Annotated in this window: 18 protein-coding genes and 3 pseudogenes; 11 read left to right on the forward strand and 10 right to left on the reverse strand. The window is 62.0% G+C overall.

Annotated elements, in window-relative coordinates; all coding sequences use genetic code 11:
* Positions 1-292 precede the first annotated feature (292 nt).
* From AC1RWL_RS00005 to AC1RWL_RS00015, 3 pseudogenes are all read left to right on the forward strand, one after another.
* A pseudogene (locus AC1RWL_RS00005) lies at positions 293-505 on the forward strand (transposase); the annotation flags it as partial.
* 299 nt (positions 506-804) lie between these two features.
* Positions 805-1,151, forward strand: a pseudogene (locus AC1RWL_RS00010) (integrase core domain-containing protein).
* 1,064 nt (positions 1,152-2,215) lie between these two features.
* Positions 2,216-2,597, forward strand: a pseudogene (locus AC1RWL_RS00015) (transposase).
* A 401-nt stretch (positions 2,598-2,998) separates the two neighbouring features.
* Here AC1RWL_RS00015 and AC1RWL_RS00020 read toward each other — a convergent pair.
* A protein-coding gene (locus tag AC1RWL_RS00020) for an IS5 family transposase (RefSeq protein WP_493158169.1) occupies positions 2,999-3,711 on the reverse strand; the annotation gives its coding sequence in 2 pieces (ribosomal slippage) (positions 2,999-3,420 and positions 3,420-3,711; 714 coding nt in all).
* Positions 3,712-3,832: 121 nt separating this feature from the next.
* Here AC1RWL_RS00020 and AC1RWL_RS00025 point away from each other — a divergent pair.
* A complete protein-coding gene (locus AC1RWL_RS00025) occupies positions 3,833-4,183 on the forward strand; it encodes a hypothetical protein (protein ID WP_493093824.1) in 351 nt (116 codons plus the stop codon).
* Between the two features lie 69 nt (positions 4,184-4,252).
* Here the strand turns inward: AC1RWL_RS00025 and AC1RWL_RS00030 are convergent, their stop codons facing one another.
* Positions 4,253-5,134, reverse strand: coding sequence for a LysR family transcriptional regulator (locus AC1RWL_RS00030; protein ID WP_493093823.1), 882 nt, complete (start codon positions 5,132-5,134; stop codon positions 4,253-4,255).
* 222 nt (positions 5,135-5,356) lie between these two features.
* Here AC1RWL_RS00030 and AC1RWL_RS00035 point away from each other — a divergent pair, with 222 nt between their 5' ends.
* From AC1RWL_RS00035 to AC1RWL_RS00050, 4 genes are read left to right on the forward strand one after another with little or no spacing between them, the layout of a single operon-like run.
* Entirely contained in the window at positions 5,357-6,334 is a 978-nt protein-coding gene (locus AC1RWL_RS00035; protein WP_493093822.1) for an ABC transporter substrate-binding protein, read from the forward strand.
* A 19-nt stretch (positions 6,335-6,353) separates the two neighbouring features.
* On the forward strand, positions 6,354-7,358 hold the full coding sequence (locus tag AC1RWL_RS00040; protein WP_493093871.1) for a FecCD family ABC transporter permease: 1,005 nt from the start codon (positions 6,354-6,356) through the stop codon (positions 7,356-7,358).
* Positions 7,355-8,392 carry a FecCD family ABC transporter permease gene (locus AC1RWL_RS00045; RefSeq protein ID WP_493093821.1) on the forward strand — a complete coding sequence of 346 codons (1,038 nt, stop codon included), beginning with the start codon at positions 7,355-7,357 and terminating at the stop codon, positions 8,390-8,392. Before AC1RWL_RS00040 ends, AC1RWL_RS00045 begins: the two co-directional genes overlap by 4 nt.
* A gap of 8 nt (positions 8,393-8,400) precedes the next feature.
* On the forward strand, positions 8,401-9,198 hold the full coding sequence (locus tag AC1RWL_RS00050; RefSeq protein WP_493093820.1) for an ABC transporter ATP-binding protein: 798 nt from the start codon (positions 8,401-8,403) through the stop codon (positions 9,196-9,198).
* On the opposite strand, the gene AC1RWL_RS00055 is transcribed toward AC1RWL_RS00050, so the two are convergent.
* Entirely contained in the window at positions 9,170-9,868 is a 699-nt protein-coding gene (locus AC1RWL_RS00055) for a class I SAM-dependent methyltransferase (RefSeq protein ID WP_493093819.1), read from the reverse strand. The two genes, AC1RWL_RS00050 and AC1RWL_RS00055, sit on opposite strands and share 29 nt — an antisense overlap.
* 714 nt (positions 9,869-10,582) lie before the next feature.
* Between AC1RWL_RS00055 and AC1RWL_RS00060 the strand changes: the two genes are divergently transcribed.
* Both AC1RWL_RS00060 and AC1RWL_RS00065 read left to right on the forward strand, forming a co-directional pair.
* The gene (locus AC1RWL_RS00060) at positions 10,583-12,070 is read left to right on the forward strand and encodes a nucleobase:cation symporter-2 family protein (protein ID WP_493093818.1); all 1,488 of its coding nucleotides are present in this window, start codon (positions 10,583-10,585) and stop codon (positions 12,068-12,070) included.
* A 79-nt stretch (positions 12,071-12,149) separates the two neighbouring features.
* Positions 12,150-12,755 (forward strand): nucleoside deaminase, encoded by a 606-nt coding sequence (locus AC1RWL_RS00065; RefSeq protein WP_493093817.1) that lies wholly within the window; start codon positions 12,150-12,152, stop codon positions 12,753-12,755.
* A gap of 120 nt (positions 12,756-12,875) precedes the next feature.
* Here AC1RWL_RS00065 and AC1RWL_RS00070 read toward each other — a convergent pair whose 3' ends face one another.
* Complete coding sequence (locus AC1RWL_RS00070) at positions 12,876-13,196, reverse strand: 4Fe-4S binding protein (protein WP_493093816.1); 321 nt, start codon at positions 13,194-13,196, stop codon at positions 12,876-12,878.
* Positions 13,196-14,806: an FAD-dependent oxidoreductase gene (locus AC1RWL_RS00075; protein WP_493093815.1), complete on the reverse strand. Its 1,611-nt coding sequence runs from the start codon at positions 14,804-14,806 to the stop codon at positions 13,196-13,198. The genes AC1RWL_RS00070 and AC1RWL_RS00075 overlap by 1 nt, the downstream gene beginning before the upstream one ends.
* A gap of 86 nt (positions 14,807-14,892) precedes the next feature.
* Here AC1RWL_RS00075 and AC1RWL_RS00080 point away from each other — a divergent pair, with 86 nt between their 5' ends.
* Entirely contained in the window at positions 14,893-15,699 is an 807-nt protein-coding gene (locus AC1RWL_RS00080) for a phosphate/phosphite/phosphonate ABC transporter substrate-binding protein (RefSeq protein WP_493093814.1), read from the forward strand.
* Here AC1RWL_RS00080 and AC1RWL_RS00085 read toward each other — a convergent pair.
* The 5 genes from AC1RWL_RS00085 to AC1RWL_RS00105 are packed head-to-tail and all read right to left on the reverse strand — an operon-like array spanning position 15,681 to position 21,026.
* Positions 15,681-16,634, reverse strand: coding sequence for an oligopeptide/dipeptide ABC transporter ATP-binding protein (locus tag AC1RWL_RS00085; RefSeq protein WP_493093813.1), 954 nt, complete (start codon positions 16,632-16,634; stop codon positions 15,681-15,683). The genes AC1RWL_RS00080 and AC1RWL_RS00085 overlap by 19 nt on opposite strands.
* A complete protein-coding gene (locus AC1RWL_RS00090; RefSeq protein ID WP_493093812.1) occupies positions 16,634-17,608 on the reverse strand; it encodes an ABC transporter ATP-binding protein in 975 nt (324 codons plus the stop codon). Before AC1RWL_RS00090 ends, AC1RWL_RS00085 begins: the two co-directional genes overlap by 1 nt.
* On the reverse strand, positions 17,605-18,438 hold the full coding sequence (locus tag AC1RWL_RS00095; RefSeq protein ID WP_493093811.1) for an ABC transporter permease: 834 nt from the start codon (positions 18,436-18,438) through the stop codon (positions 17,605-17,607). The genes AC1RWL_RS00090 and AC1RWL_RS00095 overlap by 4 nt, the downstream gene beginning before the upstream one ends.
* A 2-nt stretch (positions 18,439-18,440) precedes the next feature.
* Entirely contained in the window at positions 18,441-19,418 is a 978-nt protein-coding gene (locus AC1RWL_RS00100) for an ABC transporter permease (protein ID WP_493093810.1), read from the reverse strand.
* A 42-nt stretch (positions 19,419-19,460) separates the two neighbouring features.
* Entirely contained in the window at positions 19,461-21,026 is a 1,566-nt protein-coding gene (locus tag AC1RWL_RS00105; RefSeq protein ID WP_493093809.1) for an ABC transporter substrate-binding protein, read from the reverse strand.
* Positions 21,027-21,156: the final 130 nt, after the last annotated feature.

A 21,156-nucleotide genomic window follows, 5' to 3' on the forward strand; every position in this document is an offset into this window, starting at 1 on the left:
GGCGTCCGTCAAAACGTATCGATCCATCCCATCCGTGATTCACATCTCAAAAACTTTGTGAATCCCCACAGGCCTTAGACCGGCTTTAACGACGTGTCAGCTGTCCCGTTCGCTGGAGTTTGTGAGCTTGCCCGTATAATGTCGTTACATTTTCTCCGATTAGGTAATCGTCAATAAACCGCGGGCCATCAAAAGTTCAAATTGTAATGCCAAGCCGTTTCGTACGCTGACCTGAGACCCAGAATTTCTTTCGAATTTTGATAGAGTCCGTCGTATTGATGAGACGGACGGCATGAAGTGTACACGGTTCACGAACGAACAGATCATCGGGATGCTGAGGGAGCAGGAGAGTGGCTAGAGAACGGCCGATGTCTGCCGCAAGCACGGGATATCCGACGCGACCTTTTACAAATACAAGGGTAAGTACGACGGCATGGATGCGTGCAACGCCCGGGAGCAGAAGGCCTCTAAAGATGCGAACGCCACGTTGAAGAAGATACTCGCCTTTCCTTTACCGGGAAGAGAAGCTTGCTGTTCGCAAGCGCGATGGCCGGAAGCGGGCTTTGGGGACGAGACGCTCCACTGCTTTGCCGTCGCGGGCCAACGAACGGAGGAGTATAGACTTCATCAGGAGTGCGTTCACCGATGTAAGAAGGGTACGCGTCTTAGACGTTGTCGACGGCTTCACACGGGAATGCCCAGCATTGCGCAGACACGTCGTTCCCAGGTCTGCGTGTCACGCTGGAACTCGATATCGCCATAACCCAACGCGGACGTCCTCAAACGATTGTCTCGGACAACGGTATGGAACTGACCTCGATCACAATCCTCAGATCGCGCCAGCACACACGTATCAAGTGGCACTACATCGAGTTGGGAAGGCCGATACAAAACGGCTTAGTGGAAAGCTTCAACGGCAGTTTCCGCGACCAATCAACGGAACACTGTTCTCGTCCCGACCTAAGGCGGGAGCAGAGATCACCGTTTGGAAAGACGATTACAACAGAGGACGAACCCATTCGTCGTTAGGCTACATCAAGCCAACCGAATTCTCCATGAAAATAGCTATGAGAAATAGGTTGCATAAGGCCAAACTGAAAACCAGACTCTCCGAAATTGCGAAGGAAACTTGGGGCTCAGGTCATACATAGTGACCATTGTGGAACAGATGAGGCAGTTGACGTCCTATTCCATTTCCGCACCAATCTTTGCTCGTTAACGGAGCTAAGCTGGTTTTTTCAGAATTAGTTGATGGAGGAAGCGCCCTCGGCTATTTGCGCCAGGGCGGAAATTCGCACAAGCCTCTGGGCACGGCGGGATTTTTATCGAATCGGAGCGCATATGGTTATATCAGGTGCTTCAAGACGCGCCAACAAGCTTTCTCGAAAGATCGTCCGCTTCTACTATTGCGGCGAGGATTGATTGTAATCAATACCGGCGAGAATGTCAGCGATATGCTATTGTTGTAGCATTATGCGTTTTCCTATCGACGGTACTCGTAAGCTAGATGATGGTTGAAACAGTTTTCTGGGTTATCACTGCGTCTGCTTCTGCTTTGGAAAAAGCATTAAAAACTGGCTTCCATCGCCCTTATTAGTTTTCATGGTGACAATGTATTCCAGTGCTCTGCATAGCTCATGGCATATTGGTCAAACCCGTGGCGGGGACGTAGAAGTAGTCGCGACTATTGGCATCCTTCTGGAAGACGTGCGGGGCACCGGTGCTCCAACGGTATTGGCGCTGGATCGTCGTAGAGTGCATTCGCGCGGGTTGCAGGTGGGCGGTTATCGAAGCATTCTTGTCGTGGTTCTGCTCGGAGACTGACGCAATCTTGATATTGAAGACGCAGAAATAGGTGCCAAGGAAATTATCAGTTGTTATCTGAATGTGACATGATGTGCTCTTTTGAGGGAATTATGCCTATAAACTGCACCTAAGATGTGGCTTTGGTATTATAGATTGGCGTGTCGTTGCCGCCTTTGCGTCCGCGTTCATCGTGCTGGCGATTCTCGGATAGGGGCGGCCGCTAGCGGCACGAGCATGACGCAGCCGCTTTTGTAAGCAAAACACCCCCCATCTTCGGGCGAGGATTGGACGAATTCTACATTGTGCTTGAGAGACCTCGGTGCTTGGATCATTGGACTGGCCGAGACCATGAGGCGGAGTTTATAAACGCACGTCGCAATCCCACGCGGCGTGGGACTTCAAATACCATATCGTCTTCGCGAATAAATACTATACGAAAGGGCCCTATGGGGAAGTATGGCGTAAATTGGGTGACCTTTTTCACGGGCGTGCTCTGCAAAAGAATTGCGGGATCGACTGAGGGCACTTGATTCCTGACCATATGGGTATGTTGACATCGATCCGCCGGGATATTTGGTTTCGCGCATTGTAGGGTTCTTTTAGGGCGAGGCTGCGCTTTATGTTGCCAACAAGTATGCCTGCAAGTGCCGCGGCTAGGGCTATCACTTTTGGGCTCAAGGGGTACCTCGTTTTCAACGACTGGCTATGATGAGCAGGTCTTCAGGCTCTATATGCGTAATCAAGAAAAAGTTGACAAAAATTCGGACTTTGCCGACCCTTTTCGGCTATAAGGCACATCTGCGGACTTTCAGCTCTTGCTATGCAGCAAAATCAACCACGCTTAGCAGATCGAGCTTCGCTCTCCTGTACATCTCGAGTTTGATGAGCTTCATCCGTGTTATTCGGCCTCTCGTTTGACCATTGTGAGATGATTGCATTTCTGACAGCGTCAAGGTCCTTTGCGACACCTCCCGCGAACGATCCGACCAGGTTGTTGACCTGAGCCCCAAGTTTCCTTCGCAATTTCGGAGAGTCTGGTTTTCAGTTTGGCCTTATGCAACCTATTTCTCATAGCTATTTTCATGGAGAATTCGGTTGGCTTGATGTAGCCTAACGACGAATGGGTTCGTCCTCTGTTGTAATCGTCTTTCCAAACGGTGATCTCTGCTCCCGCTTTAAGGTCTGTGGGGATTCATTGTGAATTGATGACGGCAGCGGCGAGATAGATCATGGCCGAGAAGCTTCGGTCTGTTTTGCAGGCTCGCATTGCGATACGTTTGAACTCCTTGAGCTTGCAGAAGAAGTTCTCAATGAGATGGCGCCATTTGTAGAGGTCGCGATCGAGTGGTCGCGGCTTGGCTCGGCGCGGATGCTGAGAGATGACGACTTTGGCGCCGCGTTCGTCGAGATCGGCGACGATGGCATCGCTGTCGAAAGCCTTGTCGGCGATCAGGCCGCCGAAAGCGATGCCGTCGAGCAAGGGCGGAACGCCGACCGTATCGAAGCGATGGCCCGGCATGAGGCGGAAGCGGACCAGATTGCCCAGCGCGTCGGTGAGTGCGAGTATTTTGGTCGTCATGCCGCCTTTGGAGCGGCCGATGGCCTGGCTTTGAGTCCCCCTTTTGCGCCCTGATCGTGCCGGTGGACCTTCACGATCGTCGCATCGACCATGGCATATTCCATGTCCGGTTCGTTTGAACACGCCTCGAAAAGCCGGATGAAGACATCGGCCGCGCGCCAGTCCCTGAAGCGGCGGAAGGCCGTGCTCCAATTGCCAAAATGCGCAGGCAAGTCACGCCAGGGGCTACCCGTTCGTGCGATCCACAGCACCGCCTCGACAAAGAGGCGATTGTCGCTGCCGCTCCGGCCTGGATCGCCGCGCTTGCCAAGGCAATGCGGCGCCATTTTAGCCTATTGGGCGTCCGTCAAAACGTATCGATCCATCCCATCCGTGATTCACATCTCAAAAACTTTGTGAATCCCCACAGGCCTTAAGGTGTGACGACCATCGAAGTAAAATCTCAATATGGTCTTTCCATCGGCGGCAAGCATCGAGATGCTCCACGCGGCCCCTGGGCTTGGTGAAGTGCGTTCGGTACGAGCCCTCACCTCACACTTCGCCGAGCTTTCCTACCACATTGGCTTCAATCCGTTACATGCATGCTTCTCCAAAGGACAAAGGATCATATTGTGCCGTCACTATCCCACGACTAAGACAATCTATTCGGATCTCGGGGCGGCGGTATTCAAAAGGTCTGCTGACGCGGCTATCAACAATGCGGCGGCCCGCATCGAGGAAATCGTCAGCGCGACTATCCTCTTCGAACTGATGCGCGTCGTGGCAAGCCAGACAGGTCACCAATTGCCGCTGAGCTGAGCGTGTCTCAACGGTCGTCTTTATTTGCCCGATCGTCGCGCTGATCTCGTCGTCTATCAAGAGCAGACGTCACACCGCCTGCGAGGTCTGGAGCCATTGGTTGAACCCGACCGCCCTGCCGGTCGGGGTTGATCCGGCGATCTCATAGGCTCCGACGATGGGGTTGATCGTCGGGCGGAGCAGGATGAGCTGGCCTTCGCGCAACTCCCGTTCGATCAGGAAGGGGCTTGCCTGGCCGATGCCGAGGCCGGTCATGCAGGCGTCGATGGAGGCTTCGTCGGTGTCGAAGGTGATGCTTCCGCTGCGTGGCCGGAAGGGAATGCCTGCCGCCTCGCACCAGCGCCGCCACGACCAGGCATCTGCGGTGTCGAGCAGGATCGGCAGGTCCAGCAGCGCCTCCGGCGTCACCGTTTTGGCCACGCTGCCGATCAGGAGCGGGGAACAGACCGCGACCGTCCGGTCGAGCAGGAAGGCCGAGGGAAACCGGGTTTCGTCGGCACCTCTGGTATAGCTGATGGTCACGTCGGGCACATCGCTTGCGCCGAGCGCGAGCGACTGGATGTTGAGATCGACGCTGGGGTTTTCCTGTAGATAGGCGCCGATCCTTGGGATGAGCCAGCGCCGCGCCAGCGTGATCGGCGCCTGGATCACCAGGCGCACGCGATCCGGCAGGAGGGCGCGGGTGCCGTTTTCCAGCGTGGCCAGCGCCGCATTCACATGGATCAGGTACTGCCGCCCCGCATCCGTGAGCGAAATCGCGTTGTGCCTTCGGTGGAACAGCTGAACGCCGAGCGTATCCTCAAGCGACTTGATCTGCCGGCTGATCGCGCCGGGTGTCAGATGCAGTTCCCGCGCCGCCAGCGTGAGGCTGCCCGTGCGCGCGGCGATCGAGAAGGCGGGAAGCGTCGCCAGCGGCGGCAGTTTGATGCGGTTGGATTGAGGATTTCTCATGCCGGCGTGAGAATCTTTCGATTGCAAATAAGTTGACTATATCTATCCACATTCTCCCAGAGCGACAAGAATTATCCGGGAAGCCCAGTCTTGAAGACCGATATCCGCAAGCGGCGTGATCACAGCGCGCCGGGCTTTCTGCCGGGCGGCAGCATGCATTCTGCGCAACGGCATGCGCAGCCTGCGGTCCGCCACTGTCATCACTGATCGAGGGAGAGAACCATGTTTTCCAATTTTGCCTTGCCGAGCAGGCGCGCTGTTTTGGCCGGCGCATTCGCCGTCTGCCTTGCGGCCATGCCCGCCTTTGCCGAGGACGCGACGCAGAAGGTCACCGACGACCGTGGCGTCGAGGTGGAGATCCCTGCCCACCCGAAACGGATCGCATCGATCTCGTTCTTCGCCGACGATGTGGCGCTCGCACTCGGCATCAAACCCGTGGCGAGCACCTATATGGTGGCGGATCGTCCGCCGGAATTCCTGCTCGGTCTCACGGGGGACATGACGCAGATCGGCCAGCGCGCGAAGCCGAACCTTGAACTGCTCTCAGAAGCAAAGCCCGACCTCATCGTCGCCATCCGCCGCTACACCGTCGGCAATGCGCCGCAGCTTGAGAAGATCGCACCCTACGTTGCCTGGAACATGGAGCTGCTCGACGGCAGCGACAAGGAAATCGAAGCGCTGGCGAAGGTTCTCGGAAAGCCCGAGCGCGGCGTTGAGTTGAACAGGGATTTCCGCGCGCACCTCGCCGAGATTGCGGCCAAGGCGCCGAAGGACACGCATCCCCGCTATGCCATCATGTGGGGCGGCGAGGTGCCATTTGCCTTCCATGACGAGAATACGTCCGCCTCGATCGTGAACGCCATCGGCGGCGAGAACATTGCCGGTGCCATGACGCCGGGCGGCGAGTTCGGCATCGATCTCAGCCTCGAAACCATGCTCGAAAAGGACCCGGAAGTCCTCTTCATCTATGACTACGGTCCGGATCGCCCGCATGAAAACAACCCGATTTGGAAGGAGCTCACGGCGGTCAAGAACAACCGGGTCTTCTATGTCGGCGACCAGTGGGTCGAGACCAACGGTCCGATCGCGCGCGAAATCGTTCTGCGCGAGGCGGCCCATTATCTCTACCCGGATGTCTTCCCCAAGGTTGACGTGAAGGCGGAAGCGGCCAAGATCATCCCGGCCGAACTCCAGAAATAAGCGATTGACCGCGACGACGATGGATGCACGTAAATCCTCGATAGCCATCGGCTTCATCGTCGTCGCGACCCTTCTCGTCATTGCGGCCGGGCTGATGCCCGGTGCGCGGACACTCTCGTTTGATGCCGTCCTGCGCGCGCTCTTCAATCCGGATGGCAAGATCGAGTCGATCCTGGTCTGGACCCTAAGGCTGCCGCGGAGCCTCGCCGCCGCGACGGCGGGTGCGGGGCTTGCCGTGTCGGGTTATCTTCTCCAGTCGCTCACCCGAAACCCGCTCGCCGATCCCGGCATTACAGGTGTTACGGCGGGGGCGATCGCGCCGATCGTCACCTGTTTCGTTTTCCTGCCCTGGGTTTCCGGGCTCTATTATCCGCTCGTCGGGCTTGCCGGCGGGCTTGCGGCGGCGTCGGTGACGTTCTGGGTGGCGCGGGGCGGCAACAGCCATCCACTCCATCTGGCGCTCGGTGGCGTCAGCGTCTCGCTCTTCCTGGGCGCGATCACGATCTACGTGCTGCTGTTTGCGGGGCCGCAATCGACGGCGCTGCTGTTCTGGCTGGCCGGGGGCTTTGCCGGCCGGACCTGGATGCACCTGCTCCAGATGCTGCCATGGGTGCTGATCGGGGTGCTGGGCGCCTTGCTCCTCCATCGGGTCCTCGCTATGTTCGCCCTCAGCGACCATTCCGCCGCGGCGATGGGGGTGCAGCTCACGCTGTGGAAACCGGTCCTGCTGCTGCTTGGCATATGCCCCGTGGCGGGTGTTGCGCCTGTCGCCGGTCCCGTGGCATTCGTCGGCCTGGCCGCGCCGCATATCGCGAGGCTCTTGCGGCCGCGGGGCACGCTCTCGGAGATCGGCCTCACTGCTGCCATCGGGGCGCTGATCGTGACGGCGGCGGACTTGATCGCGCGCACCATCGCCATCCCCAAGGAACTGCCGGTCGGCATTGTCACCGCTCTGCTCGGCGGTCCGCTCTTCGTCTATCTCATTCAGCGCGGGCGGCTCGATTTCAAGGGGGAGGGGGCATGAGCCTGAACGATGCCCCGGCGATCGGCCGGCCAAGCCGCTGGGTCCTGCCAGCCGCCCTTGTGCTCGTACTCCTGTCGTTCGTGGCCGCGGTTTTCCTCGGCATCGTCGATATCCCCGTCCACGACGTCCTGTCGGCGCTGACCGGAAGCGGATCGCCGGAAGCGCGCTCGATCATCCTCGATATCCGGTTGCCGCGGATCGTGACGGGCATTCTCGCCGGCGTGCAGTTCGCCCTCGCGGGCCTGCTTCTCCAGACCATCACGCGCAACCCGCTCGCCGATCCCTCGCTCATGGGCGTCTCGCAGGGCGCGACGCTCACCGTCACGGTGTTCCTCCTCTTCACGGTCTATCGGGCCAATCCCGATTCCTATTCCGTCAACGAACTGCCCATCGCCTGGCTTCCGCCCGCCGGCATGATCGGCGGCATGATCGCGGGCGGCATCATCTATCTGCTTGCCTTCCGCCTCGATCTCAGCCCGCTGCGCATCACGCTCTGCGGCATCGCCATCGGCGCGGTGCTGCACGCCATCGCGATAGGGCTGATTGCGGGATGGGGCTCGGCGCGCATCGAGATCATCCTCGAATGGCTCTCCGGCAGCCTCTATGCGAGGACCTGGGATCACGCCTTGTTCCTGCTGCCGTTCACAATCGTGGGCCTCGCGATGCTCCCGCTGATCTATCGGCCGCTCATCCTGCTCCGGTTCGATGCGGCCGTCGCCCGCTCCTTCGGGCTTTCCTATAAAAAGCAGTTTTCCTTCGTCCTGCTCGTCTCCTGCGCGCTCGCGGCCAGTGCCGTCGGCGCGGTCGGGCCGGTCGTCTTCGTCGGCCTGATCGTTCCGCATCTGGCGCGCTTCCTTGCGGGACGGCATTTCCCGCTGGTCCTGCCACTCACCATCGTTCTGGGCGCCGTCATCGTTACGCTGGGCGACCTGATCGGCCGGCTCGCCGGCGGGCCGGAAGAAGTGCCGATCGGCGTCGTCACCGCCCTCATGGGCGTGCCTGTCCTGCTCGTGCTTCTGCGCAAGGTTCCATGAGGTCGCCCATGCCGCTCGCCTGCTCACAACTGTCGGTTCACTATGGTCGCCGCAGCGCCTTGGCCGATTTCGCCCTGTCGATGGAGAAGGGGGAAATCCGTGCGCTGATCGGCCCGAACGGATCGGGAAAGAGCACGGCGCTCCAGGCCTTGGCCGGGCTGATCGCCCCGTCGAAGGGAAGGGCAGACATCGAGGGCGTCGCGGTCGCCTCCATGTCGCGGCGTAACATCGCCAAGAAGCTCGCCTTCCTGCCGCAGCAGCCGACGGCTCCGGACGAGATGACGATCGCCCAGCTTGTGCGCCAGGGCCGTTTTCCCCATGTCGGCCTGTTCCGCTCCTATGACCGGAAGGACGAGGAGGCGATCGAATGGGCACTTGAGAGCACGGGCCTGACCGCCTTTGCCGATCGGACTTTGCAGGAGCTTTCCGGCGGCGAGCGCCAGCGTGCGTGGATTTCGGCAGCGCTTGCGCAGGAGGCGGGCATCCTGCTTCTGGATGAGCCGACGTCCTTCCTCGATATCGGCTATCAGGTGGAGGTGCTTGACCTCGTGCATCGCCTGAGCAGGGAGCGTGGCGTGACGATCCTCATGGCGATCCACGACATCAACCAGGCGATTGCCGTCAGCGACCGCATCTCCCTTCTGGAAAAGGGCGAGCTACGCTTCGACGGCGAGCCCAAGGCGCTCGCCGCAAGCGGCCTGATCGAAAAGACCTTTCGGGTGCGGGGCCGCTTCGTCGAGGTCGCGCCCGACAAGCCGCCCCATTTCGACGTCGAGCTTACGAAGCTGCTCCGGCCTGGTTCTTGACGAGCCGGAAGACGATCTTCGTCTGCGTATAGTAGTCGAGAGCATCGGCAAAATCCGGCGTCCACCCATCGGCGAAGTAGGGAATGAAGCCATCATATTCCAGCTTACGGGCGGAGACCTGGAAGCCGGCCTTGGCGAAGGCCTTCGCGTAGTCGGTGATCGAGCGATCCTGAACGATCGTGTTCGTACGCTGGGCGACCAGATCGCGCCATTTCGGCCAGAGCGGGTTGTCGGTGTGGCAGCCCGTGACGGCGTAGTAGACACCGCCCGGCTTCAGCGCCTTGAAGATATCGGCGGCATGGGCGTTGATATCCTCGATAAGATAGATCACCTCGTGGCTGATCGCGAGATCGAACTCTTCGACCCACCCCTCCAGCGTTCCGCCGACGGCATGCTGGACGGGAATATTGCCCTTGAAGGCTTCGGCTTTGGCGACCGACTGTTCGGCGATATCGATGCCGAGAGCCTTGCGGAAGGGCCGGAGCGCATAGAGATGCCGCAGCAGGCCACCCTGGTTGCAGCCGAAATCGAGCACGCTTTTCTGGCTGAGGTCGCGCTCGACGATCAGCTCGATGAGGTGCCGCCAGATCGGCGCATGGCCATCCGACATCCGGTCTTCCGCGTCCGGGTCGACATACCAGGTCGTGATGGTTTTCTGGTCCTGGCTCACCGCAGTCTCCTATGCAATTTTCCCGTGCCAACCTTTTAAGATATTGACACTCCTGCGAAAAGTGCAAAATGCGGCAAGGCGCGCGTTTGCAGCCGCTTCCTATGTCGGTTTCGCCGAAGGTGTTTTGCTTTTTTCGAAAAGATGGTGCTGGCGGTGGGCCGCATAGAGCGCGGCCACGCCTGGGATTTGGCTGAATTCGAGGCATAGAACGCGCAGGCCTCCAAGGCGTGATGCGTGTGGTCGAACGAATGAATTATCGGCACCTCGCCTTGACAAGCTTCACCATGAGAATGCAAGCTTTGTGACAGTGCAGGTCTAGGCCCGCACAGAAATGCCCCGCTCAACGCAGTTTGATGACGATCCGGAGCTCGCACCTCCTGGAACAGGGTCCTGGCGAAACCGGCCACAAGCCGGTTCAACTATGGAAGCTGGTGGGCATGACGACGGATACTCTCTTTCCTGACGATTTTTCTTTTGTTCGTACTTCGGGCAGCCCATCGGCATGCCGTTCGTTTGCGGCCAACCATGGCGGCGACTGGCAACGCAGTGCCGATTTGATCGTCCCGGCAGGTTGTCCCGCGGGACCATGTCGGCTGGCGCCCGGATCTCGGCTTCAGGCGTGAGACACGCTCCGGCATGCGTCCGTGCCCCGTGGCCATGCCGAAGCGCCTGATCGAAACGGGGCTCACCTCACAGTTCAACGCAGGCAAAGGTATGGAGGAGTTTACCTTGGCAAAAGCACATGAAGACAGTGCGTCCATCGCACGGCCGGAAGATGAAAAACTCGGCATTGGCGCCAACATCGCCTATGGGCTTCAACACGTTCTGACGATGTATGGAGGCATCGTCGCAGTCCCCCTGATCGTCGGCCAGGCCGCGGGACTGAGCCCAAGCGATGTCGGCCTTCTGGTGACGGCATCGCTTTTTGCGGGCGGTCTTGCGACCATCCTGCAGACCCTGGGATTGCCCTTCTTCGGCAGCCGCCTGCCGCTCGTGCAGGGCGTCTCGTTTTCCGGGGTCGCGACGATGGTCGCCATTTCCGGCAATGGCGGCATTCCGTCCATCCTGGGCGCCGTCATTGCCGCCTCGTTGATCGGCCTCCTCATCACGCCGGTCTTCTCGCGGATCACGCGTTTCTTCCCGCCGCTCGTCACGGGAATCGTCATCACCACGATCGGCCTGACGCTGATGCCGGTCGCCGCGTTCTGGGCCATGGGCGGCAACAGCAAGGCGCCGGATTTCGGCAGCCCGTCGAACATCCAGCTCGCGGCCGTAACGCTTGCCATCGTTCTCCTGCTCAGCAAGGTGGGCAGCGCCGCGATCTCGCGACTGTCCATCCTGCTCGCCCTGGTGATCGGAACCGGCATTGCCTACGCCGCCGGCATGACCGATTTTTCGCAAGTGGCAGACGGTCCCGTCTTCGCGCTGCCGACGATCTTCCACTTCGGCTATCCGACCTTCGAGATCGCGGCGATCATCTCCATGCTGATCGTCATCGTCGTCACTCTGGTGGAGACCTCGGCCGATATTCTGGCGGTCGGCGAGATCGTCGAGACGAAGGTGGATTCCCGCCGCCTCGGCGACGGTCTGCGCGCCGACATGCTCTCCAGCATACTCGCTCCGATCTTCGGCTCGTTCACCCAGAGCGCCTTTGCGCAGAATGTCGGCCTCGTCGCCGTCACAGGCGTCAAGAGCCGCTATGTGGTGGCGACGGGCGGCCTGTTCCTCGTGATCCTCGGCTTGCTGCCCGTTATGGGGCGCATCGTGGCCGCGGTGCCGAGTTCGGTCCTCGGCGGCGCCGGCATCGTGCTCTTCGGCACGGTCGCGGCCAGCGGCATCCGCACGCTCTCCAAGGTCGACTACCAGAACAACATGAACCTGGTCATTGTCGCAACGTCGATCGGGTTCGGCATGATCCCGATCGCCTCGCCGGGCTTCTACGAGCATTTCCCGGCCTGGGTCGCGACGATCTTCCATTCCGGCATCAGCTCGGCCGCCCTGATGGCGATCGTCCTCAACCTGCTTTTCAACCACGTCAAGGCCGGCAACTCCGACCAGCAATCCGTCTTTGTGGCGGGCACGGAGCGAACGATCCGCTACACGGACATCGCCCGCCTGCACGACGGCGACTACTTCCTCAATGGCAGGCTCTACGACGCCAAGGGCGTCGAGATCCCGATGATCCCGGAAGCCGCCCACTAGGCGCCTCGCACCACGCGATCCGGATCGGGATTGGCCCCTGATCCGGACCCACTTTTCCACCGACCTCAAAGGAGACAAAATGTCGGAAGAAACCGAAACCCGCCGCTTGCTCGATGCCCTGTTCGGCACGATGGAGGACGGCGTCATCCCTGCCACGGAAACCGGCGTTGCGGCCGGAAACAAGGTCTTCGGCGCAGCGCTGCTGCGCAAGTCGGACCTCTCGACGGTCCTCGTCGAAACCAACAACGAGATGGAAAACCCCCTGTGGCACGGGGAAGTTCATACCCTGAAGCGGTTCTACGAAATGCCGCAATGCGACCGGCCGGACTCGAAGGATCTCATCTTCCTGTCGACGCACGAGCCCTGCTCGATGTGCCTTTCGGCGATCACCTGGGCCGGCTTCGACAACTTCTTCTACTTCTTCAGCCACGAGGATTCCCGCGACGCGTTTTCCATCCCGCACGATCTGAAGATCCTGAAGGAGGTCTTCACGCTGGATGCCGGCGGCTACAACAAGACGAACGCTTTCTGGAAAGGCCGATCGATCCAAGCCCTGATCGACCGCCTTCCCGAGCCGCAGCGCGAGGAGTTCAGGGAGCGGGCCGAAGCCATCCGCCTCAAATACGACGATCTCTCCGTCGTCTACCAGACAAGCAAGGACAGCAACGCCATCCCCCTCAACTGACCTCTTCCTTACCCAGCTCCTCCCCAGGCACGCTGCTGGTGGTTTCTCTCCCCGGTGGTGTGTTTGGTGTCGGGCGATCAACCAACCAAATTCTTCGACCCGGTCATTGAGCCCGCGCCCTCACTGCGGCAGGCGGAAATGGTCGTCGATGTAACGGCGGTGGCGGGTTTCCTTGTGCCAGCCCATCGCCTTGCGATAGCTGCCGAACAGCTTGCTTTCGCGCACGCCCTCGATCGTCAGCCCGTGCACGGCTTCGGCGTCCGGATCGACATAGAGTGCATCGACCGGGCAGTAGACCTCGCACATGAAGCAGGTCTGGCAGGATGCCTGCCGCAGGATCAGCGGCGGTCCTTCGGGCATCGCCTCGAAGACGTTGGTGGGGCAGACCTGGACGCAGAGATTGCAGTCCGTGCAGGTGTCGGTATCGAGAACCTCGATCATTATTCCGCGGCCTCCTTGTAGACGCCCGGATCGATCGTCTCCCGCCTCACGGTGATCGTATCGAGGCCGCTGACGATGAGCCGGTGATGCTGGGCGGGGTCCTGTTTCGGAAAATCGTCGCGGCGGTGCATGCCACGGGTTTCGGTGCGGGAAAGGGCGGCGCGGTACATGAAGCGGGCCGTGGCAGTCATGGCCTGGGCCTGGCGCATTTGCAGCGCCTGGCTCTCGTCGCCGGCTGTCGCAGAGGAGATGCGGTCCCACAGGCGGTCGAGCCGTTCGAGCGAGGCCGAGAGGCCGGCGTGGGTGCGGAAGTAATTGACGTCGAGGGGGAAGACTTCTTTCTGGACGGTCTGGACGATTGCCTGCGGATCGGCGGTCGCTAGGCCTTTCGCGGAAACGGATTGCCGTGGCGTGCCGTCGGATATTGGCGCTTTTTCACGCGCGAAAGCTGCGGCGGACGCGCCGGCAAAGGCGCCGGTCGAAATCGCCCAGGCGGCATTGTGGCTGCCGCCGCCGGTGAAGCCGCCGCAGATCGGCTCGCGGGTGGCGTTGTCGCCTGCGGCATAAAGGCCGGCAACGGTGGTGGCGCAGTCGAGGCCGGTCAGCCGCAGGCCACCGGTGCCGCGCACCGTGCCTTCGAGACGCAGCTTCACCTCGAAGAATTCGGTGAAGGGATCGATGCCGCGGCGGTCGAAGGGCAAGAAGAAATTCGGCTGCGCGCGCCGCAGGATCGCCTTCACCTCATCCGTTTCAGCGAGATCGAGCCGGGCGTAGACGGGTTCGGTAAGCAGCATGCGGGCGATGATCGAGCGGCCGCGGGCGGAGCCTGCGCCCTCGATCAGGCTTTGATCCCTGCGGTAAAACTGGGCGAAGCGATATAGTGCCGTCTTGGTGATCGAGGCGAAGGCCGGCGAAATGGCATAGGCGGAGGAGAATTCCATGCCGGAAAGTTCCGCCCCGGCTTCCGCGCCCATCAGGTAACCGTCGCCGGTCAGCACGTCGCAGCCGAGTGCCTTGCTCATGAAGGCGCAGCCGCCCGACGCCAGCACGACCGCGCCGGCGCGCACCGCCCAGTGGCCACCTTCCTGACGGCGCAGGCCCGTCGCGCCCATGACGGCGGCGCCATCGGTCAACAGCCGGGTCGCGGGATGGTGGTCGAGGATTGTGATGCCGGCATTCTTCACCTTGCGGCGCATCAGCCGCATATATTCCGGTCCCTGGACGGAAAGGCGTTGCTGCTCGCCCTTTTCGTCGACGGGGAAGGGATAACCCCAGTCCGCCAGCCGATTGACGCTTTCATAGGTCTTGTCGAGGACGGGCACCATCCAGGCGCGCTCGGAAAGGTAGCCGCCCATCGCCTCGCGGCTTGCCATCGCCGCTTCCCGCTCCTTCGGGTCCGGAGGCACATACCAGATCTGGGTGCCGGCGGAGGCGGTGGCGCCGGAGCTGCCGCAATAGCCTTTGTCGACCAGGACGACCTTGGCACCGCTTGCCGCGGCTTCAAGCGCTGCCCAGCATCCCGCTGGACCACCGCCGACCACGAGCACGTCGCAGGCGATTTCGGTTGCAGGTGTAGCGGTGGTGCCGGCGTCTTTCGAAGGCAGCGTCATGACAGAAATCCTTTGAGGCGAGAAATCTCATTGCAGTTTAAATCTATGTATTGCATAGGTTTTTGAGTTGTTTCCGGAGTTCGCCCATGCCCATCGCCAGCCTCGCCATGTATGTCAGCCCGGAGCCGGTCGCGCAGGCGACGCGGCTGTTCTGGGAGGCGCTCGGCAAGCGGCTTCGGGATCTTGGGCTCGATGCGCCCCAGATGCTTGACGATCGTGTGCGCTACGACGAAGCGTGGCTTCGCCCGGACCTGCTGTTCGGCCAGACCTGCGGCTATCCCTACGTCCAGCATCTGCGCGGCAAGGTGCAACTGGTCGCTTCCCCCGTCTACGGGCTTCCCGGCTGCGACGGTCCACTCAAATGCAGCTTCATCATCGTCAATGCAGCGTCCTCCGCACGGTCGATCGAGGACCTGAGGGGCGGGCGGGCCGCGATCAACGAGCCCGGCAGCAATTCCGGCTACAACCTCTTCCGTGCCTTCGTGGCGCCGCATGCGGTCGATGGGCGGTTCTTCGCCTCCGTGCTGGAGACCGGCGGCCATCGGGCGAGCATCGATGCCGTCGCCAGCGGGGTGGCCGATGTCGCGGCGATCGACTGCGTGACTTTTGGCAACACCCTGCGCTTCGATCCTGAGCGCGTCGCCGACGTGCGCATCCTGGCGGAAACGGCGAAGGGGCCGGGCCTGCCCTTCATCACCGCCGCCTCGACGTCGGCAGCGGACCTGGCAACCCTGCGGCGCGCGCTGGCACAGACCATTGCCGATCCCGCGCTTGCCGAAGTCTGCGATACGCTCTCGCTGCGCGGCATCAGCCTGCTCGGCGATGCCGATTACGAGGTGCTGGCAGAGCTGGATCGGTATGCCGCGCGCCATGGCTACCCCGTCATCGCTTGAGAGAGGACGGCCCGTTCCGCGGCGAGTGGAAAATGGCAGGCGACGCTGCGGCCACCCGTTCCGGCCTGAAGGGCGGGCACTTCGGCCGCGCATTTCGGTTGGGCGAGGGGGCAGCGTTTGTGGAAGCGGCATCCGGACGGCGGATTGCTCGGGCTCGGCAGTTCGCCGGACAGCACGATGCGCTCGCGCCGGCGCCTGGGATCGAGCGTCAGGTTGGCGGAAAGCAGCGCCTGCGTGTAGGGATGCGCGGGGTCGCGAAACAGGGCGGCCGTCGGCCCGCTTTCGACGATCTGGCCGAGATACATCACCGCCACGCGATCGGTAACGCGTCCGACCACGTTGAGATTGTGGGAGATGAGCAGGTAGCTGAGCCCCAGTCGATCGCGGAGTGCCCGCAGCAGATTGAGCAATTCACCCTGGATGGAGATGTCGAGGCCGGCCGTCGGTTCGTCGGCAACGATGATCGAAGGTTCGGCCGCAAGCGCGCGCACCAGCGCTACGCGCCGCGCCTGCCCGCCGCTCAACTGGTGCGGATAGCGCGTGAAAAGCTGTTCGCCGAGGCCGATGCTGTCTGCGAGGGCCGCGATGCGCGCCCAACTCTTTGGCGTGTGCACCCCTCGGATTTTCAAGGGCTCGGCCAGAAGCGCGCGCACGGTCATGCGGGGCGAGAGCGATGCGGCCGGATCCTGAAACAAGAGCTGGATCCGGCGCTGGGCCGAGGTTTGGGAGAGCGCCTCGCCATTGACGGTCAGTGTGCCACCCGCAAGCGGCTGGAGCCCGACGATGGCGCGCGCGACGGAGGATTTTCCGCAACCGCTTTCGCCGACGAGACCGAGCGTTTCGCCACGGTTGAGCTCCAGCGAAATGCTGTCGACAGCGGTCAGCCGGTCGTAGCGGACCACCGCATCCTTCAGGGTGAGAATGGGTGCGGCCATCACGCAGCCTCCAGCCAGCAGGAAAACGCGTGCCCGCCGCTCGTCTGGCGGCGCGGCGGCTTTTCGCTGCAACGACGGTGGCTTGCGGGACAGCGGCTGGCGAAGATGCAGCCTTGAGGGCGGCGGGCGGGATCGGGCACGTTGCCAGGGATTGTCGCCAGGTCCTGCGCGGGATCAAAGGCGGCGTAGGGGTCGATCTCGCAGGCGAGCAGCGCGCGGGTATAGGGGTGGCGCGGGCGATGTAGAACATCGCGCACGGGACCGCTTTCCACCACCGTTCCGGCATACATCACGATGACGCTGTCGCAGAGCTCGGCGATCAGCCCCATGCTGTGGCTGACGACCAGCATGGAGGCGGCGGTGCGCTGTCTCAGCCGATGCAGCACGTCCACGACCTGCGCTTCGATCGTCGCATCAAGCGCCGTCGTCGGTTCGTCGGCGATCAAAAGCTTCGGCTCGACCAGGAGTGCCATGGCGATCACCACGCGCTGGCGCATGCCGCCGGAAAACTCGTGCGGGTAGCGGTGCATGCGTTGGGCGGCATCCTGCACCCCGACATCGGCAAGCACCGCTTCCGCGCGCGCCCAGAGTGTTCGCCGGTTATCTCTTGGAAAACGCCGGCGCTGGATATCGACGAGCTGGGTGCCGATGGTGAACATCGGGTTGAGCGCGGTCATCGGATCCTGGAAGATCATCGCGATGTCGGTGCCGCGCAGCGCCGTCGTCTCCTTGCTGGTGAAGCTCGTCTCGCGTCCGTCGAAGAGCGCATGGTGCGCGGAAACCTCCGCATTGTCGGCCAGCAGGCCGAGCATGGCGAAGGCCACGGTCGACTTTCCGCTGCCGCTTTCGCCGACGAGGCCGACGGATTGCCCGCGGCCGATCGTGATATCCACGCAATCGAGGACATGCGCCGTGCGCCCGGCGCCCCGGTACGACACGTTCAGGCCTTGGATGCTGACGAGGGGTTCCGTCACAGGGCCCTCCTCAGTTTCGGGTCGAGCGTGTCGCGCAGGGATTCGCCCAGAAGCGCGAAGCCGAGCGTGGCGAGGATCAGCGCCAGGCCGGAAAAGGTGGCGAGCCAGATCGAGCGGTCGAGATAGGTATAACCGTCGTTGAGCAGGTTGCCCCAGCTCGCGAGCGGCGGGCGTACGCCGAGACCGAGGAAGCTCAAACCGGCTTCGATGGTGATGACGACGGGAATGTCCATGCAGGCCAGCACGAAGATCGGGCCGATGATGTTCGGCGTGACGTGATGCAGCACCACCCGCCAGGCCTGCGCCCCGAGCACGCGCTCGGCCTCGATGAAAGGGCTGTTGCGGATCGCGATCGTCTGGGCGCGGGCGACCCGGCCGAAATGCGGAATGAAGACGATGCTGACGAGCAGCACGACATTGCCGAGGCCGGGGCCGAAAACGGCGACCAGTGCCAGGGCCAGGATGATGCTTGGGAAGGAGGTGACGATATCGAAGATGCCGACGACGGCGAGATCGATGGCGCGTGGCGAGAGCGCGGCGGCGATCCCCAGCGCCACGCCGGTCGTCAGCGAAATGGCGATGACCGAAAGCGAGATGCCGAGCGCCACCCGTGTGCCGTAGATGATGCGGCTCAGGATATCGCGGCCGAGATGGTCGGTGCCCAGCAGATGCTGGAACGACGGGTCCATCAGCCGGTTGGCCGGTGCGATGGCGTTCGGGCCATAGGGCGCGATCAGCGGGGCCGCGATTGCCACCAGACAGAGCAGCGTCACCGCAAAGAGCGCGAACGTGCCGCCGGGGCGACGGGAGAGGTCGAAAAGCGTGTTCATCGCTATCGAGCGCCTCCGGAAACGAGGCGCGCGCGCTCGCGCGGATCGAGCAGGCTCTGGGAGAGGTCGGCGATGAGGTTTGTCAGCACATAGAGAAGCACGATGACGAAGACGCCGCCCTGCACGACCGGGTAGTTGCGCGTGCGGATGGCGTCATAGATCAGCGAACCGAGGCCGGGGCGGTTGAAGATCACCTCGGCAAAGACCGCGCCGCCCAGAAGCTCGCCGAACCCCATGCCGAGCACCGCGACGGTGGGCAGGATGGCCGGTTTCAGCGCGTATTTCACGAGGATCTTCGTCTCGCTGACGCCATAGGCGCGCAGCGTGCGGATATGGTTTTCGCCCAGCACTTCCAGAAGCGAGGCGCGCAGCAGCCGGGCGATATAGCCGATCCAGCCGGCGGCAAGAGCCGTGGTCGGAAGCACCAGATGCCAGAGCTGGTCGCCGAAATCGCCGCTTTCGCCGGCCCCCAGCACCGGAAACCAGCGGAGCGTGACGGAGAAGGTCATCAGCAGGAAAACCGAGACGACGAAGCTCGGCGTCGAGATGAAGCCGACGCTCAGGAAAGCGATCAGCCGGTCCACCTTGCCGCCCGGCCAGCGGGCGGAGAGGAGGGCGAGCGGCACGCCCAAAGCAATCGCGCAGAGCATGGCGGAGATCGCAAGCGCGGCGGTATTCGGCAGCGCGGATGAAACAAGGGCGAGGACTGGCCGGCCATTGAAGACATCTTCGCCGAGATCGCCGGAAACAAGCCGGCCGAAGAAGGCAAGGACCTGCTCGATCAGCGGCTTGTCGAGACCGATGCGGGCATTGAGCGCGGCAACGGCCTCTGGCGTGGCGCGCGAGCCGAGGATCACCGTTGCCGGGTCGCCGGGGATCAGCCGCGTCAGCGCCATCAGAAGCACGACGGAGCCGGCGACGGCGAGCATTGCCGTTGCCAGCTTGAAGGCGAGATGAATCTGGAGGGATGCGCTCTTCATCGAAGCGCATCCCCGCCTGTCATTCCGGAAGCAGCCACCGGCTCAGGCCGTCGCTTCCGTGAAGGCGGTGTAGAGCCAGTTGTTACCGTTCGGCAGGACACCGGGCTTCAGCCATTTGCGCGCGGCAAAGGCGTTGAGGTTGTGGGTGATCCAGATGAAGGCTGCGGATTCGTCGAGCAGCTTCTGCGCTTCGATATAGATCTTCTCGCGCTCGGCCGGATCGACCGTCACGCCGCCCTTTTCGTGCAAGGCGTCGAAATCAGCATTCTTCCAGCGCTGCCAGTTCCACTGGCCGACCTGCGCGGAGGTGAACCACTGCGTCTGGAAGCCGGGATCGAACTTGCCGTTATACTTGATCAGCGACAGTTCGAGATCCTTGCTGGCATCGTTTTCACCCAGCGCCCAGTAGGCGGCGGATTCGAGCGCCTCGATCTCCACTTCGATGCCCACCTCGGCCAGATTTGCCTGGATGATCTGGGCAATCGCCTCGTAGCGCGCGTTGGCCTCGATCGTCAGCTTCGTCTTGAAGCCGCCGGAATGGCCGGCTTCGGCGAGCAGCGCCTGCGCCTTTTCCAGGTCGCGGGCATGCACCGGTGCGTCCTTCCAGTAGCCGAGCAGCGTCGGCGCCAGGAGCGCGTTGGCGCGCGGATAGATGCCGGAATAGGCGCCCTGCAGGATCGCGTCGATATCGACGGCATGGCGGATCGCCTGGCGCACGCGGATGTCGTCGAACGGCGCCTTTTCGATATTCGGGCCGAACCAGACATAGTCGATCGCGGGAATTTCCGTCACGCTTGCATCCGGCAGGTCGGCGAGCGCCTTGCCGCTTTCCGGGTCGATGGCGGTGAAGTCGATCTCGCCCGACTGAAAGGCGATTTCCGCGGTCTTCTGCTCGCCGATCGGCTTGCCGACGATCTGCTGGAAGTGCGGCTGGATCGGGCCTTTGTAGTCGGGGTTGATTTCAAGCACGAACTGCTCGCGCGGCGTCCATTCCTTCAGCACATAGGGGCCGCTACCGATCAGCTTCGTGGCGATCGCCTTTTCGCCGAGCACTTCGAAAGCCTTCTTCGAAAGAATGCGGCCCGAGCCATCGGCGAGCGCGATCGTATAGAGCGCCGGTGCCGGGTTCTTCAGGATGATGCGGCCTTCGAGCGGGCCGGTCACCTCGACGCGGTCGAGCGCCGACCAGTCCTTGGCGTAGGTGACGGGCTTGCCTTCGGTATCCGGCCTGATGAAGCGTTCGAAGGAGAATTTCACATCTTCCGCCGTCAGGTCGCCGTAGCCGCCGGTGAAGGCAAGGCCGCTGCGCAGCTTGAAGCGGATTTCCGTATCCGACACCTGCTCCAGCTCTTCGGCGGCATCGAGCTCCCATTCGGTCGAGCCCGGCTTGAACGAGATCAGGCCCTGCTGAACCGACCAGATGACGTTGAGATCGACCGGGCCGGAGCGGTTGGCCGGGTCGAGGATGGCAAGATCCTTGTCGACGCGCACGACGATCTTCGTGCGATCGGCGCTTGCAAAGGCCGGGTGGATGCCGCCGAGCGCCACGAGGGTCGCGATGGAAGCGCCGCCGACCAGCACCTGCCGACGCGTAGGGTTGAATGTCATGGTGTGTCCTCCAGGATTGCGCGCCGGGCCGCCGGATTGGGGCCTCGTCAATTCGGTGGACGGATTAGACCGAATAATCTACAAAATACATAGAATAAATGTTTCAAGGAGGCGGCGGTTTGCGCAACGC

Source organism: Shinella sp. GW821-FHT10F02 (genome assembly GCF_058809275.1).